The sequence below is a fragment of the Devosia sp. A16 genome (assembly GCF_001402915.1).
In the GTDB taxonomy this organism is placed as follows: domain Bacteria; phylum Pseudomonadota; class Alphaproteobacteria; order Rhizobiales; family Devosiaceae; genus Devosia_A.
On sequence record NZ_CP012945.1, the window covers coordinates 3,806,427 to 3,822,138 of the forward strand.

The 15,712-nt window shown below is 66.3% G+C and carries 16 protein-coding genes; 8 read left to right on the plus strand and 8 right to left on the minus strand.

The features are described from left to right. Nucleotides 1–27: 27 nt before the first annotated feature. Nucleotides 28–714: a retropepsin-like aspartic protease family protein gene (locus APS40_RS18295; protein WP_055048419.1), complete on the minus strand. Its 687-nt coding sequence runs from the start codon at nucleotides 712–714 to the stop codon at nucleotides 28–30. A 53-nt stretch (nucleotides 715–767) separates the two neighbouring features. Further along, a complete protein-coding gene (locus tag APS40_RS18300) occupies nucleotides 768–1,655 on the minus strand; it encodes a LysR family transcriptional regulator (RefSeq protein ID WP_055048420.1) in 888 nt (295 codons plus the stop codon). A 118-nt stretch (nucleotides 1,656–1,773) separates the two neighbouring features. On the opposite strand from APS40_RS18300, the gene APS40_RS18305 reads away from it, so the two are divergent. Continuing rightward, the gene (locus APS40_RS18305; protein WP_055048421.1) at nucleotides 1,774–2,406 is read left to right on the plus strand and encodes a glutathione binding-like protein; all 633 of its coding nucleotides are present in this window, start codon (nucleotides 1,774–1,776) and stop codon (nucleotides 2,404–2,406) included. A 113-nt stretch (nucleotides 2,407–2,519) separates the two neighbouring features. Here APS40_RS18305 and APS40_RS18310 read toward each other — a convergent pair whose 3' ends face one another. Beyond that, a complete protein-coding gene (locus tag APS40_RS18310) occupies nucleotides 2,520–3,374 on the minus strand; it encodes an adenosylcobinamide-GDP ribazoletransferase (RefSeq protein WP_156342987.1) in 855 nt (284 codons plus the stop codon). A 70-nt stretch (nucleotides 3,375–3,444) separates the two neighbouring features. Between APS40_RS18310 and cobT the strand changes: the two genes are divergently transcribed. After that, nucleotides 3,445–4,458 carry a nicotinate-nucleotide--dimethylbenzimidazole phosphoribosyltransferase gene (gene cobT / locus APS40_RS18315; protein ID WP_055048422.1) on the plus strand — a complete coding sequence of 338 codons (1,014 nt, stop codon included), beginning with the start codon at nucleotides 3,445–3,447 and terminating at the stop codon, nucleotides 4,456–4,458. A gap of 3 nt (nucleotides 4,459–4,461) precedes the next feature. After that, nucleotides 4,462–5,244 carry an aminoglycoside adenylyltransferase domain-containing protein gene (locus tag APS40_RS18320; RefSeq protein WP_055048423.1) on the plus strand — a complete coding sequence of 261 codons (783 nt, stop codon included), beginning with the start codon at nucleotides 4,462–4,464 and terminating at the stop codon, nucleotides 5,242–5,244. Nucleotides 5,245–5,248: 4 nt separating this feature from the next. Here APS40_RS18320 and APS40_RS18325 read toward each other — a convergent pair whose 3' ends face one another. Beyond that, nucleotides 5,249–6,601: an aminotransferase family protein gene (locus APS40_RS18325; RefSeq protein ID WP_055048424.1), complete on the minus strand. Its 1,353-nt coding sequence runs from the start codon at nucleotides 6,599–6,601 to the stop codon at nucleotides 5,249–5,251. Between the two features lie 83 nt (nucleotides 6,602–6,684). Beyond that, on the minus strand, nucleotides 6,685–8,217 hold the full coding sequence (locus APS40_RS18330) for a sensor histidine kinase (RefSeq protein WP_055048425.1): 1,533 nt from the start codon (nucleotides 8,215–8,217) through the stop codon (nucleotides 6,685–6,687). Nucleotides 8,218–8,355: 138 nt separating this feature from the next. Between APS40_RS18330 and APS40_RS18335 the strand changes: the two genes are divergently transcribed. The 3 genes from APS40_RS18335 (at nucleotide 8,356) to APS40_RS18345 (ending at nucleotide 10,478) form a co-directional block, all read left to right on the plus strand. Further along, nucleotides 8,356–9,006, plus strand: a complete 651-nt coding sequence (locus APS40_RS18335) for a thermonuclease family protein (protein WP_197279358.1) — start codon at nucleotides 8,356–8,358, stop codon at nucleotides 9,004–9,006. A gap of 109 nt (nucleotides 9,007–9,115) precedes the next feature. Continuing rightward, entirely contained in the window at nucleotides 9,116–9,595 is a 480-nt protein-coding gene (locus APS40_RS18340) for an Lrp/AsnC family transcriptional regulator (protein WP_055048427.1), read from the plus strand. A 1-nt stretch (nucleotide 9,596) separates the two neighbouring features. Then, complete coding sequence (locus tag APS40_RS18345; protein WP_055048428.1) at nucleotides 9,597–10,478, plus strand: alpha/beta hydrolase family protein; 882 nt, start codon at nucleotides 9,597–9,599, stop codon at nucleotides 10,476–10,478. Here the strand turns inward: APS40_RS18345 and APS40_RS18350 are convergent. Then, nucleotides 10,475–10,768 carry a helix-turn-helix domain-containing protein gene (locus tag APS40_RS18350; protein ID WP_156342988.1) on the minus strand — a complete coding sequence of 98 codons (294 nt, stop codon included), beginning with the start codon at nucleotides 10,766–10,768 and terminating at the stop codon, nucleotides 10,475–10,477. The two genes, APS40_RS18345 and APS40_RS18350, sit on opposite strands and share 4 nt — an antisense overlap. A gap of 527 nt (nucleotides 10,769–11,295) precedes the next feature. On the opposite strand from APS40_RS18350, the gene APS40_RS18355 reads away from it, so the two are divergent. Beyond that, entirely contained in the window at nucleotides 11,296–12,942 is a 1,647-nt protein-coding gene (locus APS40_RS18355) for a GMC family oxidoreductase (protein WP_055048430.1), read from the plus strand. Between the two features lie 70 nt (nucleotides 12,943–13,012). Further along, entirely contained in the window at nucleotides 13,013–13,780 is a 768-nt protein-coding gene (locus APS40_RS18360) for an SDR family NAD(P)-dependent oxidoreductase (RefSeq protein ID WP_055048431.1), read from the plus strand. Nucleotides 13,781–13,956: 176 nt separating this feature from the next. On the opposite strand, the gene moaA is transcribed toward APS40_RS18360, so the two are convergent. Beyond that, the gene (gene moaA / locus APS40_RS18365; RefSeq protein WP_082434517.1) at nucleotides 13,957–15,018 is read right to left on the minus strand and encodes a GTP 3',8-cyclase MoaA; all 1,062 of its coding nucleotides are present in this window, start codon (nucleotides 15,016–15,018) and stop codon (nucleotides 13,957–13,959) included. 92 nt (nucleotides 15,019–15,110) lie between these two features. After that, nucleotides 15,111–15,701, minus strand: coding sequence for a L,D-transpeptidase (locus APS40_RS18370; protein ID WP_055048432.1), 591 nt, complete (start codon nucleotides 15,699–15,701; stop codon nucleotides 15,111–15,113). Nucleotides 15,702–15,712 lie beyond the last annotated feature (11 nt).

A 15,712-nucleotide genomic window follows, 5' to 3' on the forward strand; every position in this document is an offset into this window, starting at 1 on the left:
TCTTCAGAGACTATGCCTCAGTGCCGCTCAGTCGACCAGTTCGAGCGCGTTGCCGCTCACTGCGTAGCGGGTGAGGGTGCCGAGGAAAGTCATGCCGAGCAGGCTCTGTTCCAGCGCCCCTTGTTCGGCGATGAAGGCGCGCACATTGTTGCGCACGATGCCGCCGACTTCGACCTGGTCGAGCGTCACCGCCGCCGCCTTGCCGGTGCCGTTGGCGGTGGAGACCGAAATGTCGTAGCGCAGGCTCTCCGTCGCATAACCTGCCTTTTGCGCATCGTCATGCGTCAGCACCACGGCGCTGGCGCCGGTATCGAAGATGGTGCGGATGTCGGCGCCGTTGATTGTCGCATTGATCTGGAAGTGCCCGTCGCGTCCACCGCGGAAGGTGGCGCTCCCGCGCTCGCCGTCCACCACAGCGATCCCCGGCATCAGCTCGCCGAACACCCGCGACGCCACCAGCGTCAGGTCGTCGCGATAGGTGTAGCCGACCAGCACGACGCCGAAGATGCCGGCCCACAGGATCAGGTTGCCGAACAGCTCGGAGAATTTGTAGCGCCGCGAGAATAGCCCGCCGGCGACGAAGATCAGAATCGCCACCAACGGCAGCAACTGCCCGAGTTGGTCCTGGGTGAGCCCAACCAGCGTCCCGGCGTCAGCGCTGACCAGGAGCGCCAGTCCGACGGCGATGACGAGGGCGAAACCGATGAACAGCATGCAAATTCCCTAGCTGGCGCTCCCCCACGATAATGGGAAGCTCCAGGTACAATTCAAGCACCGCGCCGGCCGGAGAACAGTGAACTCTCCGCGACCAGCCCGTCGCCGACGATCTCGAAGAAGGCCCTGACTCGCGCCGTCTTCCTGAGATCAGCATGGGTGACGATCCATAGCTCGCGTGTCAACTCGATGACCGGACCGCCGCCCACGCGCTTGAGGCCCGGCTCGATGTCGCCGAGGTAGCACGGCAGCACCGCGTAGCCGATTCCGGCCTTGGCGGCGGTAAACTGGTTGATCAGGCTGTTGGCGCGATAGACGATATGACGCGGCTCGATCTTCTCGCCCACCCAGTCTGCGGCTGCGATCCCGGTGACCTCGGGCCCCCAGCCGATGAAGTCGCGCCCGGCAAGCTCGTCGAGGGGACCGAGCGCCGGTGCGGCATAGATGGCCCAGGCGATATCGGCGAGCTTGCGCCCGAACAGGTCGGGCTCCTTGGGCCGCGTTACCCTGAGCGCGATATCCGCCTCGCGCCGGCTGAGGCTCAGCACCCGGTTGTCGACCACGAGTTCGACCACGATGCCTGGATGCACCTGGCGGAACCGCGCCAGCTGCGCAGTCAATACGCTGTAGGCCAGCGTCTCCGACGAGGTGACCCGCAGCGCGCCGATGAGGCGCTGGTCGCGACCGCCGACTTCGCGGCTCAGCGCGTCGGCCTCAGTCTCCACCCGCTCGGCAGTGGTGGCCACCCGCTCGCCCTCGGTGGTGGTCTGGTAGACGCCGCCAGGCAGCCGCTCGAACAGCCGCACCCCCAGTTTATCCTCGAGTGCGTTGAGCCGTCGGAAGGCCGTCGAATGATTTACGCCGAGCGCCGCGGCGCCGCCGCCCAGGGTGCCGGCGCGGGCGATGGCCAACACCAGCTTCAGGTCGTTCCAGTTTTCCATCGCTGCAGCATAGCAGTATAGCCGCTTGCAATCATGCAAATCCAGATGGCGAAATCGCTGTTCGCCTTTCTCGGTTGCCGCGACTAGCTCTTCGGCACCACCAACCGGAGAGACTGAAATGCAGCTCTACTACCATCCCTATGGATGCTCGCTCGCCCCCGCCATTGCCGCTGCCGAGGCCGGCATCGACCTCGACCTGGTCTATGTCGACATCGTCGGTGAACCGCACCGGCTGGCTGACGGGACGCTCTATGCCGAGATCAACGCCCGCAACTACGTGCCGTTGCTCGGGCTCGACGACGGTACCGAGGTCAGCGAAGTCGGCATCATCCTCAGATATCTCGCCGACCTGAACCCTGCGACCGGGCTGGCCCCGGCGCCGGGCACACCGGAGCGGCGGGAGCTCGAGCAGTGCCTGACTTTCCTCGGCACGGAGTTGCACAAGACCTATTCGCCCTGGCTGTTCCACCCCGAGGTCGGCGAACTGGCGCAGGACTATGCCCGCAAGCGCGTCGCGGCCCGCTACGCGATCGTGGAAAAGCAGCTCGGGGGCAGGGCGTGGCTCTTGGGCGAGCAGTTCAGCGTCGCCGACGCCTATCTCTTCGTCATGGTCAACTGGGCAGCGGCTGCGAAGACGCCGCTGGCGGACTTTCCCAATATCCGCGCCTGGTTCGAACGGATGAAGGCTCGCCCGCAGGTTCGCGCCGCCATCAAGCTGCACTCGGCCAGCCCGGCGGCGGTCGCGGCGTGAGCTCCCCTCCCCTTTGAGTGGAGGGGCTGGGGGTGGTCCTGTGATCACCGATGGATCCCCCCTCAATCCCTCACCTCAAGGGGGAGGGCGGCCCACGGCCGGTGGTTGATTTCCTAGACGAACACCAGCAACACGGTCAGCACGGCGACCTCGATCAGCGCTTGCAGCGCTCCGATCAGGTCGCCGGTCTGTCCGCCGATCAGCTTGCGGCAGGTCCACACCCATGCCGCGGCAACGCCGGTAGCGGCTGCCATCGACAGGATCACCGCCACCACGCTGGTAAACGGCGCTGCCAGCACGAAGCCCAGCAGCACAGCAAAGCCCATGCCGCCGAAGAATGCCTTTCGCGACACCCGCCCCACCGCAGCCGAGGCGCCACCCTCCCTGGCGTTGGGCAGCGCCACGCTGACCCATAGCGACGCCGATCGTCCGATCACCGTGGAGGCCAGCCAGATCGCCCCGGCCGCCAGCGGGTTGAACGCGGCCACCGCGCCGATCGCGGTGACCCGCAACAGCAGGTAGAGCCCGATCGCCGCCACCCCATAGGTGCCGTGGCGGCTGTCCTTCATGATCTCGAGGCGTCGCTCGATGCTGGCGCCACCGATCAACCCGTCGGCGCTGTCGGCCAGCGCGTCGTCTGTCATGGCGCCGGTCGCCACCAGCATCGCCGCGACGCCGAGCGTCGCCGCGAAATAGCTCGGCACGCCGAGCCAGGCGACGAGCATCATCAGCAGCGCCGGCAGAAAGCCGATCGCCACGCTGGTGAAACCGAGCCCCGCGGCGATGCGGTTGAGGTTGGGCTTTTCGAACGGGCTGTCGCCGGTGGGCAGGCGCGAGAAGAACCTGAGGCCCATGATCAGGTCGTCCGCCAGCCGCCAGCCGTAGGCCTCGGGTTGGGGCGGCTCGGGCTGGGTACCGGGGCGATGATTGTCCTGTCGTGGAGGCGTTCGGGGCGCGTCGTCGCTCAATTTGCAAATGCTCGCCGATTGGTCCAGAAGCGTGCCTCCCTTAGCACCCCTCAGCCGGAGTCGTCATCCGATGGCGTCCCCCTTCGCCGACATCATCGACCTGCTGCATATCGCCCCCTCGGGCGACGAGAGCGCCGTTGCGGCCATCCGCGAGCGCGACCGGCAACTGACCAAGCCGCCGGGCTCGCTTGGCGAACTCGAGCAATTGGTCGAGTTTCTCGGCCGCTGGCAGGGCAAGGCCAAGCCCACCCTCGACAACCCGATGGTGGCGATCTTTGCCGCCAACCACGGCGTCACCGACCAGGGCGTTTCGGCTTTCCCGCGGGAAGTCACGGCGCAGATGGTTGCCAACTTCACCGCCGGCGGCGCTGCCATCAGCCAGATCTGCGCGCTGCACGAATTGAACCTGCGCGTCTTCGAGCTGGCGCTGGAACTCCCCACCGGCGACATCACCCGCACCGCCGCGATGGACGACCGCATGTGTGCGGCGACCGTCGCTTACGGGATGGAAGCGGTGGCCGGCAAGCCGGATCTGCTCGCCATCGGCGAGATGGGCATCGGCAACACCACGGTTGCCGCCGCCATCTATGCCGCGCTGTTCGGCGGCACGGGCGCCGACTGGGTCGGTCGCGGCACTGGCGTCGACGATGCCGGCTTGCAGCGCAAAGCCGATGCGGTCGATCGGGCGCTGGCGCTGCACCGAGAGGCGCTGGGCGACCCGCTCGCCATCCTCGCCCGCCTCGGCGGCCGCGAGATTGCCGCCATGCTCGGGGCCATCATCTCGACCCGCCAGCAGAAAATCCCCGTCATCGTCGACGGCTTCGTCGCCACCTCGGCTGCCGCCATCGCCCAGGCGGTGAACCCGAACGCGATCGATCACTGCATCTTCGGGCACCTGTCGGGCGAGCACGCGCATGCTCGCGCGCTCGAGACCATGGGCAAGCGTCCGCTGCTCAGCCTGGGCATGCGGCTGGGGGAGGGGAGCGGCGCTGCGCTGGCCGCCGTACTTGCCAAGACCGCACTGCACCTCCACAACAACATGGCCACCTTCGGCAGCGCCGGGGTCAGCGACAAGGAGGCCTAGGCGATGATCACGGCCGGTGCGGAGGCGACCATCGACCTCGCTACTGGCCGTTTCGTCAGCCTGTTGCAGCGCAACACCGGCGACCTGATCACCGGACTCCATCTGGTCGGCTCCATCGCGGATGGGGACTTTCGTCCGGCGATGAGCGACCTGGATTTCGTCGCCGTCCTGTCTCGCCCGCTGACTGGCGAGGATGCCGAGGCTCTGGTGCTGGTGCATCGCAGCTATCGCACCGATCCGACGCTGCCGCGCCTCGACGGCATCTGGCTCACCGCGGCGGAACTGCGCGCTGGTCCCGACGCCATGGGCGATGGGCCCACCTCGCAGCAGGGTGACTTCGTAATCGCTGCACGCGGCAACCGCAACCCGGTCACCTGGCACGCGCTGCCCGAGGCGGTGACGCTGATCGGTCCTGCCGATTTCTCCGCTCTTTGGCAGGACCGGCAGCGGCTGCTCGACTGGGTGGCCGAGAATGCCGCCACCTACTGGCGGGGCTGGCTGGCAAAGGCCGCCGGGTTCTCGCCCGGTATCCTCGGTCGCGCCCTGCCGATGTGGGGCGTGCTGGGCATCAGCCGGCTGGCCTACACCAGGGCCACCGGTGCCATCGCCTCGAAATCGGCCGCCGGCACCTGGGCGCTCACCGCGTTCGATCCGCGCTGGCGGCCGATCCTCGCCGAGGCCCTGGCCTATCGCCGGGGTGAGCCATCGACATACCGCAACCCGTTCGCGCGACGACGCGATGCGCTGGCCTTCGTCGAGATGGCGATCGGCAAGGTCGTGGGCTGAGGGGCTACAGCCCGCGCTCGCGTGCCACTTCCTCCACCGAACGTGCGCACACCTCCACGGCCTGCGCCAGCTGTTCGGGCGTGGCGATCAGCGGCGGGGCCATCTCCAGCGCCGTGCCGATCGCCGAGGCGAGGATGCCATGGTCGCTCATGCGTCGAACGATTGCTGCCACCGTGTCGTCGGCAAAAGCCGCCTTGGTGCCCTTGTCGGCGGCGAAATCGACGCACCACCACATGCCGAGCCCGCGCACCTGCCCGACGATGCGATGGTCGCCCAGCGCCGCCGTCAGGTCGGCACCGAAGCGCGCGCCATTGCGCTTGCCCGCCTCCACCAGCCCGTCGCGCTCCTTGATATGGATGGCAGCGTTCGCGGCGGCAGCCATGCTGGCGTGGCCGGCAAAGGTATGCACATGCCGGAACAGCGGGATCGCATCGGCGATTTCGTCGCGGGTGATCACTGCGCCGATCGGCGCATAGCCGGCGCTCAGAGCCTTGGCCATGGTCATGATGTCGGGCTCGAGCCCGAAATGCTCGCTGGCAAACCAGGTGCCGGTGCGGCCGAACCCGGTGATCACCTCATCGACGATCAGCAGCACGCCATATTTGTCGCAGAACTCGCGCACCCGATCCCAGTAGCGCTGCGGCGGCACCTGCACCCCATGCGCCTGCATCACCGGCTCGCCGATGAACGCCGAGACGCTCTCAGGGCCCTGCAACTGGATTTCGCGTTCGAGATAGGTGGCGCAGAGCTCGGCATACTCGTCGTCCGGCATGCCGAACGGGTTGCGGTAGCGCATCGGGTTGGGGATGAAACTGTGGCCCGGCACCCGCGGCTCGAACACGTCGCGCACCGCCAGCCAGTCGGTCACCGACAGGGCGCCCATGGAGGCGCCGTGATAGGCGTTCCAGCGCGAGATGGTCTTGTAGGCGCGCGGCTTCCTGCCGCTTTCGCGCTGGTACTGCTTGGCGAGCTTGAGCGCCGTCTCCACCGATTCCGAGCCGCCGCTGGTGAAGGCTGAGCGCTTGAGCCGCCCCGGCGCCAGCTCGGCCAGCTTGCCGGCCAGTCGCAACGTCGGCTCGGCAAAGTGGCTGGTGGTGCCGACATAGTGCACGGCGCTCATCTGCTCGAACACCGCCGTGGCGATCTCGCGGTTGCCGTAGCCCAGCGAGTTGGCGCGCGTATGCGAGCCCATCATGTCGAGCCGGGTGATGCCGTGGCTGTCGGTCAAGGCGATGCCGTCGGCGGCGACGTAGATCGTCGGCCCCTGTTCGCGCACCACGCGCTGGTCGGCGACGGGAAAGATGCAGTTGTCGAACGCGAGCCGGGTGAGCTCGTCGCTGTTGGGTATGGTGGACATCGGCTGGTCTGGCTCCCTTTGGCGGGAGTATGTCGCCAGCCGGCCGTCTCGGCCATTGCCAGAAGGTACCGGTTGCCGGGATGTCAGCTGGCTTCGGAGTAGATTTCCAGCCGCGGCTTCTTTTCCACCACCGGCGCCAGCGCATCCATGACGCGGGCGCGTGGGAAGGTGGCGATCACCTCGGTGCCGAAGCGGAGCTTGGAGAACAGGTCGAACCGGCCCTGGTGCAGCTCCATGATTTTCTGCACGATCGGCAGGCCGAGGCCTGCACCCTGTTCCGCCGATTTCTGCGCCAGCGAGCCCTGACCGAACGAGCTGAGCACCGTCTCGATCTCGTTCTCGGGAATGCCTGGACCGTTGTCGCGCACGCTCAGCAGCTGCCCGCCATCGCCCGAGCGTGTCACCATCAGGTGCACCTTGCCCGATTGCGGCGTGAACTTGATGGCGTTGGAGAGCAGGTTCAACACCACCTGGCGGATCGCCCGCTCGTCGCCCCAGAGCTTGGGCAGGTTGTGCGCATAGCTGACGCTGAGCTCGATGCTCTTGGCCTTGGCGCGGATCTCCACCATCCGCCGGCAATCCTCGGCGATGTCGATCAGCGACACCGCTTCTTCGTTGAGGTCGTACTTGCCCGCCTCGATGCGGCTCAGGTCGAGCAGCTCGTTGATGAGGTTGAGCAGATGCTGGCCCGACGAATGGATATCGCCGGCATACTCCTTGTATTGCGGCACGTTGTGCGGCCCGAGCAACTCGGACTGCAGCACCTCGGAAAAGCCGATGATGGCATTGAGCGGCGTGCGCAGTTCGTGGCTCATCGTCGCGAGGAACTGCGATTTGGCGATGTTGGCCTGCTCGGCATGGCGCCGCGCCTCATCGCTCATCTCCCGTGCTTCCTCGAGTTCGTTGATCAGCGAGTCCTTTTCTGCCTGATGCTCGATGGTCTCGAGTTCCGAAGCGTAGAGCTGCTTGGCGAGGTAGACGAAGAACAGCTCACCGCCCACCACCACGGCGGCCAGCGCCCAGTTGAGCGTGCCGCCGGCAATCACCAGGCTGATGGTCACAGTCGCGGCTGCGGGCAGGGTGCTCATCAGCGTCGCGCCCGGCAGCGTGCGCGTCGATACCGCATTGGCGGCAATGCCGACCAGGGTGATGGCGAACATCGCCACCAGCAGCGCCACGCTGTCGACCGCCACCAGCGTGAACAGGGCCAGCAGCGCCCACGAGATGCCGTTCACCAGCTCGCCGGCAATGAATGTCGCGGTCCAGCGGCCGGCGTTGAACTTGGTCGGGTCCTCGGTCTTGAACTGTCGGCAGAACCAGACGACCACCAGGTTGGCAACGATCACCGCAGCCGCCCAGGCCGCCGCCGCCAGCGGCGAGACCCAGAGGCTTGCGAACAGCGCCAGGATCAGCACCAGCGCGGGCACAGCCAGCAGCCCGCCGAGCCGCGAGCTGGCATATTCATCGAGCAGTTCGAAATCGAAGGAGGCGCGGGTGCCGGAGCTGGAGGTGAGGCGCTGGCGCGCGTCGAACACCGTCCGTTGCGAGTTGCGCCGAAGCTCGCGACCCATCTGGGCGCGCACGTCCTCATCGTGCATCGCGGGCTTGAGCGGCATTTACTCGGTACTCAACAACTACACACTACGAACAGGAAACGCGTTCGTTACGCTTGTGCAAAAACCCTATGCGCCGCATGGTTAAGTTTGGGTGAAAGGCGGTTGCCCAGGATGGGAAAAGCCCGTCGCGAGAAGCAGTTGCAGCCGACCCTGCAGCGGGCCATGCCTGCCTGGGCGAATGGCCGCCGCAACCCGTTGCCCCGACGTCGTCCGCTGCGCTGGCGCAGCTGGCTGGTGATCCTGGCCGGCCTCGGCATCATCGCCTATCTGCTGTCGCTTCCCGACGCGCCGTTCTCGCTTGACGGGCCTTCGTTGACCGGCGCCGTCGAGCGCGTGAGCGACGGCGACACCATCGATATCGGCGGCCAGCGCATCCGCCTGCCCGGGATCGACGCGCCGGAATGGAACCAGACTTGCGGCACGGCCGATGGCGGCAACTGGGAGTGCGGCAAGGCCGCCGCCGGTCGCATGCGGGAGCTGACGCGCAACCGCACGCTGTCGTGCCGTCCGGAGGGGCATGATCGCTATGGCCGCTTGCTCGCGGTATGCCGCGACGGCCGGCTCGACATCGCCGAAGCGATGGTCGCCGACGGCTATGCGATCGCCACCAGCCGCTACCTCGCCGCCCAGACCGAGGCCCGGCGCGCAAAACGCGGTATCTGGCAGGGCCGGTTCGATACGCCTGCAGACTGGCGCCGCCACAAGGCGGAGGGCGCCGCCGGAGAGGCCGGGAATCCCAGCCGCTTCGAGCGTTTCATCAGCTGGCTCTGGGCCCTTCTGTCCAGTTGACATACGCAAGATATTTGCGTTGTATGGCCGCCTTATCCGACCACCTTTGCGTTATCGCGCTGATTTTCCGCCAGTCACGCAATCTGATTTCTAGGGGGCTGCCATAGCTTTGGACAAGATCGACCGCAAGATTCTGGCGCTCCTGCAAAAGGATGCGACGACGCCGGTTGCTGAAATCGGCCGCAAGGTAGGGTTGTCGACGACGCCGTGCTGGCGCCGCATCCAGAAGATGGAAGAAGACGGGATCATTAAGGGCCGCGTGGCGGTGCTCGACCCCGCCAAGATCAACGCCGGCGTCACCGTCTTCGTGTCGATCCGCACCAACGAGCACAACGATGCCTGGATGCGCAAGTTTGCCGGCGTCGTCGAGGACTTCACCGAAGTGGTCGAGTTCTACCGCATGAGCGGTGAGGTGGATTACCTGCTGCGCGTCGTGGTGCCGGACATCGCAGCCTATGACTCGTTCTACAAGAAGCTGATTTCCAAGATCAATCTGACCGACGTCAGCTCGTCCTTCGCCATGGGGCAGATCAAGTACACCACGGCGCTGCCACTCGAGTTCGCCATCGTTTCGGACGACGACAAGTAACATGGCGATTACCCGCCAGAGGCTGCGCCAGCTCGTCGGGCTGGTGGAACCGGTCGTGTCGCTCAGCGCTGTCCATATCGAACAGCGCGACGGCTACGAGATCGAGCACCTGACCCTGCGGCTCGGCGACACCGAGGTGCGCGGCATCCTCACCCGGCCGCAGAAGGTCGAGGGCCGGCTGCCCGCCATTCTCTACGGCCACTCGCATGGCGGCCGTTACGATATCGGCGCCGACGAGCTGCTCGATGGCCGCGAATATCTGCTCGATCCGCTGGGTCCGGTGTTCGCCCGACGAGGCTATGTGACGCTGTCGATCGATATGCCGGTGTTCGGCAAGCGCGCCTCGGTCACCGAGAGCGCCGCGGCCAAGGCGTTGCTCTGGTACGGCAAGGGCCTGTTCGGCCAGATGCTCTCGGATCATTCTGCGGCACTGAGTTATCTGGCTTCGCGCCCCGACGTCGACCCGGCGCGTATCGGCGCCTTCGGCATTTCGATGGGGTGCACGCTGAGCTATTGGCTGGCCGCCATGGACGAGCGGATCCAGGCGGTGGCGCACCTGTGCTGCTTTGCCGATCTGCGCAAGATGATCGAGCTGGGCAATCACGACGGCCACGGCGTCTATCTGATCGTGCCCGGTCTGCTGAACGAGGCCGATGCCGGCGCCATCGCCGCGTTGGTGGCGCCGCGCCCGCAGTTGATCTGCATCGGCGAGGCCGACGCGCTGACCCCGCCGGCGGCAGTGGCGCTGGCCTGGGAGGAAACCAGCGCCGCCTACGCCAGCCAGCCCGGGCGCCTGCAGCTGGTGTCCGAGCCCGGCATCAAGCACCAGGAAACGCCGCGCATGCGCGAGGCGGCGCTGTCCTTCTTCGCGGTCAATCTCTAGCTCGGAATTCTAGCGCGCCCGGCGATCCCGAGCGCCCCGTCGGCGTGAGTGACGAAGCGAATTCCGTGACGGGTGAAGGCCCCGCGGATCGCCTCGATATTCTCGTCGCGGACGGCTCTGGGCCCCGGCAGTTCGACGCGGCGGACGGTGGAGAACGACACCCCGGATGCCGCGGCAAGGTCGAGCGCCGTCCAGCCCAGATAGGCCCTGGCCGCCCGGATCTGCGCATGCGACAGGGTATCGGTCGGCGTTTCGACCGGCTCGGAATGCATGGCCGAGTGATGTGTCATGGCCCGGGCGCCTCGCGCCGTCGGGCCAGTTGGTCCGCCCTCGCGCCGTCGGCCCGAAAGGTCGCGCATGGTCGCGTATCGATAATAGTCATGTCCCCCACATCAGAACGCCGGTTCGTTGCTCCCCGTGCCTGAAGTCATGTCGTCGCCATCGATTCGCGCTTTGCTCGGTGCAAGCCGACCCGGATGGCGCCAGTCGCAATCACATTTGCGCCGATGAGCAAGACGTCTGCCCAACGGCCTACGAGTAAGAAAAGAACAAAAAGTGTTCTGCCGCATGATTGCTGCAACAGAGTACGGCGCACAATCAAATCGGCGGCGCCAGAAAATGTAACTTGAGTCGAACTGTCAATGATCAATTGACCGGCCGGCCGCGTTCGTCCGCGAGCTGGGGGCTCGATGACGTGACCGTGAACGACAGGCCCGGACGGTTCGACTTTTTCACCGGTCCGTCTATTGTGCTTACCGGGAGCGGGCGAAAACGTCCGTCCCGCGCCGATCGGTGCAGGTCCTGGAGGGGGCGACAGATGCGGGAGGAATTCGATCACGTCGTGATCGGAGGAGGAGCGTCGGGCTGCGTGGCCGCCGCCCGGCTGGTGACCGACGGCGGGCGGCGCGTGCTGCTGCTCGAGGCGGGTTACTCCCACCATCACCCGCTGCTCGACATGCCACCGGGCATCTTCAAGCTGATCAACGGCTCGAAGTACATGACCTACCACCACACGGTGCCGCAAGAGCACCTGAACGGTCGTGTGCACGACATCCCGCAGGGCAATGTCCTCGGCGGCGGCACTTCGGTGAACGCGCAGGTCTATATGCGCGGCCGGCCGTCCGACTATGACGAGTGGGACCAGATCCTGCGCGGCAGCAATGACGGCGCCGCCTGGGACTGGGCGACCGTGCTGCGGCACTTCCGCCGCATCGAGGGCAACAACCGGCTGAGCAACGACTTCCACGGCAATGACGGCCCGCTGCTGGTCTCCGATCCCGGGCATGTCGACGACGTGTCGCGCTGGTTCGTGCAGAGCGTACAGCTGAAGGGCGAGCCGCTCACCAACGATTTCAACGGCATGACGCAGCGCGGCGTCGGCTTCTACCAGTTCATGAACCGCAAGGGGAAACGCTCGAGCGCCGCCTACGCCTATGTCGAGCCGCTGCAGGACGATCCGCGCCTGACCGTGCGGCTGCGCGCCGCCGTGCACAAGATCAACATCGAAAACGGCAGGGCGGTGAGCGTCACCTATCGCGATGCGGCGGGGGCGGAGCACACCGCCTACTCATCCGGTGACATCGTGCTGAGTGCCGGCGCGCTCGTGACCCCCAAGCTGCTGATGCTCTCGGGCGTCGGTCCCACCGAGCAGCTCGACAGCCATGGCATTAGCACACTTGTCGATCTCCCGGGGGTCGGCCGCAACCTGATCGATCATCCCGAGGTGCCGGTGATCTCGGTCGCCAACGGTCCCTACGGCTACTTCAAGCAGGGTGTCGGCTGGCGCATGCTCAAGAACGGGCTCAACTTCAAACTGTTCGGGAACGGCCCGATCCTCTCGGCCGGCTTCGAGGCCGGCGCGTTCATCAACCCGGTCGACCGCGACGCGCCGCCTTCCATCCAGGCCTTCTGCGTGCCCATCGTCTATCTCGATCGCGACCTGCTCAAGGTGTTCGACGATACCTATGGGGTCACCATCACCACTGTGCTGGTCAAGCCCAAGTCGCGTGGCTATGTCGAACTCCGTTCCGCCAACCCGGCAGACATGCCGCTGGTCTCGCCACATCTGCTGCAGCACCCCGACGACATGCAGATGATGGTCGAGGGGCAGCGCTTCTTCCGCGACGTGCTGTTGTCGGGCCCGCTCGGCAAGCGCATCGAAAAGGTCATCGCGCCGCCCGGGCCGGACCTGAGCGACGCGGCGATGGCCGAGCATTGCCGCCGCTTCGTCAAGACCAACTACCATCCGGCGAGCACTGCCAGGATGGGCGCCGACGGCGATCCGATGGCCGTGCTCGACGCGCGCCTGCGCGTCCGCGGCGTCGACAACCTCCGCGTCTCCGATATGTCGGCGGTGCCCAACATCAACGCCGGCAACACCACGGCGCCCGCCATGATGCTGGGCGACCGCTGCGCCGATTTCATCCTCGGCCTCGATCGGCCGGGGGCCACCACCCTGCACTAGAGCGCTTTCAGGAAAAGTTGCAGACTTTCCGGTTCGAAAGCGCGGCCAAACAAAGAGTAGAGGAAATGCGATGATCTTCGACCTGTTTCGCCTTGATGGCAAAGTTGCACTGGTCACCGGCGCCACCCGCGGCATCGGTCTCGGCATCGTCGAGGCGCTGAGCGACGCCGGCGCCCATGTCATCCTCTCCTCGCGGGTGCCCAGGCCCGAGGTCGTGCAGCGCTTCAAGGATCTGGGCCGCAAGGTCGACTACCTGCAGGGCGACGTGCAGGATCCCGCGGTGCCGGCGCAGCTTGTCGCCGAAGCGGTGAAGCTCGGCGGTGGCCGGCTCGATATCCTCGTCAACAATGCCGGCGTCGCCCAGCACGGCGAAACCCACAACTTCCCCGAGGAGCAGTACCGCCGGCTGATGGATATCAACCTCGACAGCGTATTCCGCGCCTGTCAGGCGGCGCTCGGCCCGATGCGCGCCCAAAAGAGCGGGGTCATGCTGAATATCGGCTCGATCTCCGGCCTCATCTCCAACATTCCGCAGCCGCAGGCCGCCTACAACGCCTCCAAGGCCGCCGTGCACATGCTGACCAGGAGCCTCGCCTCCGACTATGCCGAGGACGGCATCCGCGTAAACGCCATCGCCCCGGGCTACATCACCACCGACATGACCAATGGCGGACTCGCCGACCCGGTCTGGGGGCCGGTCTGGCGCGACATGACGCCGATGAAGCGCCCCGGCTCGGCCATCGATATCGGCGCGGCGGCGCTTTATCTGTGCTCACCGGCCTCGGGGTATGTCACAGGGGAAGTGCTGGTGGTGGATGGCGGGTACACGGTTCGCTAGGCGGAGCCGACTGAAGCAGACGGCCCCCTCCCATCCTCCCCCACAAGGGGGGAGGTGCTCCGCCGGTCCCCGGGCACGATCGAAGACAGAGCCTCGACTCTTCACCTCCCCCTTAATGGGGGAGGCCGGGAGGGGCCGTCTTCATCAGTGCGGCTTTACTTTCCGCGAGCGAGGCGTCAGCCCCCCGTCACGCTCATGTGCCGGCTCAGCGCCGGCGCCGCGTGGTCGCGATCCAGCACGAAGTCGTGCCCCTTGGGCTTGAGGAGCATCGCCCGATCCAGCGCCGCATCGAGCGCGTCCGGTCCGCCCTCGCGGATCGCGGCGCGCAAGTCGACCATGTCGTCCTGCCCCAGGCACATATAGAGCTGCCCGGTCGCCGTCAGCCGCACCCGGTTGCAGCTCTCGCAGAAATTGTGGCTCATCGGCGTGATGAAACCCACCAGCCCGTTGGTTTCGGCCACGTAGTCGTAGCGTGCCGGCCCGCCGGTGCGGTGTCCGGTCGGCTCGAGCGTGTATTTCGCCTGGAGCCGTTCGCGCATCTCCCTGAGCGGCAGGTAGGTGTCGACCCGGTCGATCCCGACCTCGCCCAGCGGCATTCCTTCGATCAGCGTCAGGCCGAAACCGCGGCCATGCGCCCAATGCAGCATCGGCTCGATTTCGTCCTCGTTGACGCCGCGCATCGCCACCATGTTGATCTTGATCCCGAGCCCGGCATCCGCCGCGGCGTCGATCCCATCCAGCACGTCGGCAATGCGTCCGCGCCGGGTGATCTCTGCAAAGCGCTGCTCGTCGAGCGTATCGAGCGAGACGTTGAGCCGCTTCACTCCGGCTTGCGCCAGCCCCACGGCATGACGACGCAACTGGCTGCCATTGGTGGTGAGGGTCAGTTCCTCGAGGCCTTGCCCGAGATGCCCGCCGATCTTCTCCACCAGTTCCATGATGTCGCGCCTGACCAGCGGCTCGCCGCCGGTCAGCCGGACCTTCTTCACCCCGCGGGCGACGAAGGCGGTCACGATGGTGTCGATCTCCTCGAAGCTCAGCACGTCCTTTTTGGGCAGGAACGTCATGTGCTCCGACATGCAGTAGACGCAGCGGAAGTCGCAGCGATCGGTCACCGACACCCGGAGATAGCTGATCTGTCGCCCATAGCGATCTACGAGGGGACGCTGCGCCCCCGTGGGCACTGGTTTCGCGCCCGTGGGGACGAGGTTCGGCTGTTCGAGAAGCGTCAGGGACATTCCCCTTTCTACTCCACTGCCGCCCTCACCGCAAAACAAGAAAGGGCCGGCTCATCGAGCCGGCCCTTCGAATTCGACAAAGGCGCCTGGCCTTACTGGTTCACCACCACCAGGGCGCCGACCCTGACGCGCTCGTAGAGGTCGGTGACGTCCTCGTTGGTGAGCCGGATGCAGCCGGACGAAACCGCCTGGCCGATGGTCCACGGCTCGGACGTGCCGTGGATGCGATAGAGCGTCGAGCCGATATAGAGGGCACGGGCGCCGAGCGGATTATCGGGGCCGCCGGGCATATAGGCCGGCAGGTCCGGAACGCGCTGGCGCATGGCCGCCGGCGGCGTCCAACCCGGCCACTCGGCGACGCGGGTGATGCGGTGCTGACCCGACCAGCGGAAGCCGTCGCGGCCCACGCCGATGCCGTATTTCAGCGCCTTGCCGCCCTCGAGCACCAGATACAGGCGGCGTTCGGACGTCTCGATGACGATGGTGCCCGGCTTGTACTTGGTGCTGTAGCTGACGATCTCCTTGGGGATGGCCTTGCCCCGCTTGGAGCCAGGCTTGATCGCGCCTGCGTCCGACCAGGTGTCGGTAACCGGGTCATAGACCCGCTTTGCCGCGGTAGCCGGTGCGGCCAGCGACAAAGAAAGGATCGCCGACAAAAGAGCGGCGACCACTAGCTTGGTCATGGAAATGTTCT

What these genes read in the sequence shown, in the direction of transcription:
- APS40_RS18360 (WP_055048431.1), top strand. Translation starts at nt 13,013, where the DNA reads ATGATCTTCGACCTGTTTCGCCTTGATGGCAAAGTTGCACTGGTCACC.
- moaA (WP_082434517.1), bottom strand. Translation starts at nt 15,018, where the DNA reads ATGTCCCTGACGCTTCTCGAACAGCCGAACCTCGTCCCCACGGGCGCG.
- APS40_RS18370 (WP_055048432.1), bottom strand. Translation starts at nt 15,701, where the DNA reads ATGACCAAGCTAGTGGTCGCCGCTCTTTTGTCGGCGATCCTTTCTTTG.
- APS40_RS18320 (WP_055048423.1), top strand. Translation starts at nt 4,462, where the DNA reads ATGATCACGGCCGGTGCGGAGGCGACCATCGACCTCGCTACTGGCCGT.
- APS40_RS18330 (WP_055048425.1), bottom strand. Translation starts at nt 8,217, where the DNA reads ATGCCGCTCAAGCCCGCGATGCACGATGAGGACGTGCGCGCCCAGATG.
- APS40_RS18305 (WP_055048421.1), top strand. Translation starts at nt 1,774, where the DNA reads ATGCAGCTCTACTACCATCCCTATGGATGCTCGCTCGCCCCCGCCATT.
- cobT (WP_055048422.1), top strand. Translation starts at nt 3,445, where the DNA reads ATGGCGTCCCCCTTCGCCGACATCATCGACCTGCTGCATATCGCCCCC.
- APS40_RS18300 (WP_055048420.1), bottom strand. Translation starts at nt 1,655, where the DNA reads ATGGAAAACTGGAACGACCTGAAGCTGGTGTTGGCCATCGCCCGCGCC.
- APS40_RS18325 (WP_055048424.1), bottom strand. Translation starts at nt 6,601, where the DNA reads ATGTCCACCATACCCAACAGCGACGAGCTCACCCGGCTCGCGTTCGAC.
- APS40_RS18350 (WP_156342988.1), bottom strand. Translation starts at nt 10,768, where the DNA reads ATGACACATCACTCGGCCATGCATTCCGAGCCGGTCGAAACGCCGACC.
- APS40_RS18295 (WP_055048419.1), bottom strand. Translation starts at nt 714, where the DNA reads ATGCTGTTCATCGGTTTCGCCCTCGTCATCGCCGTCGGACTGGCGCTC.
- APS40_RS18355 (WP_055048430.1), top strand. Translation starts at nt 11,296, where the DNA reads ATGCGGGAGGAATTCGATCACGTCGTGATCGGAGGAGGAGCGTCGGGC.
- APS40_RS18345 (WP_055048428.1), top strand. Translation starts at nt 9,597, where the DNA reads ATGGCGATTACCCGCCAGAGGCTGCGCCAGCTCGTCGGGCTGGTGGAA.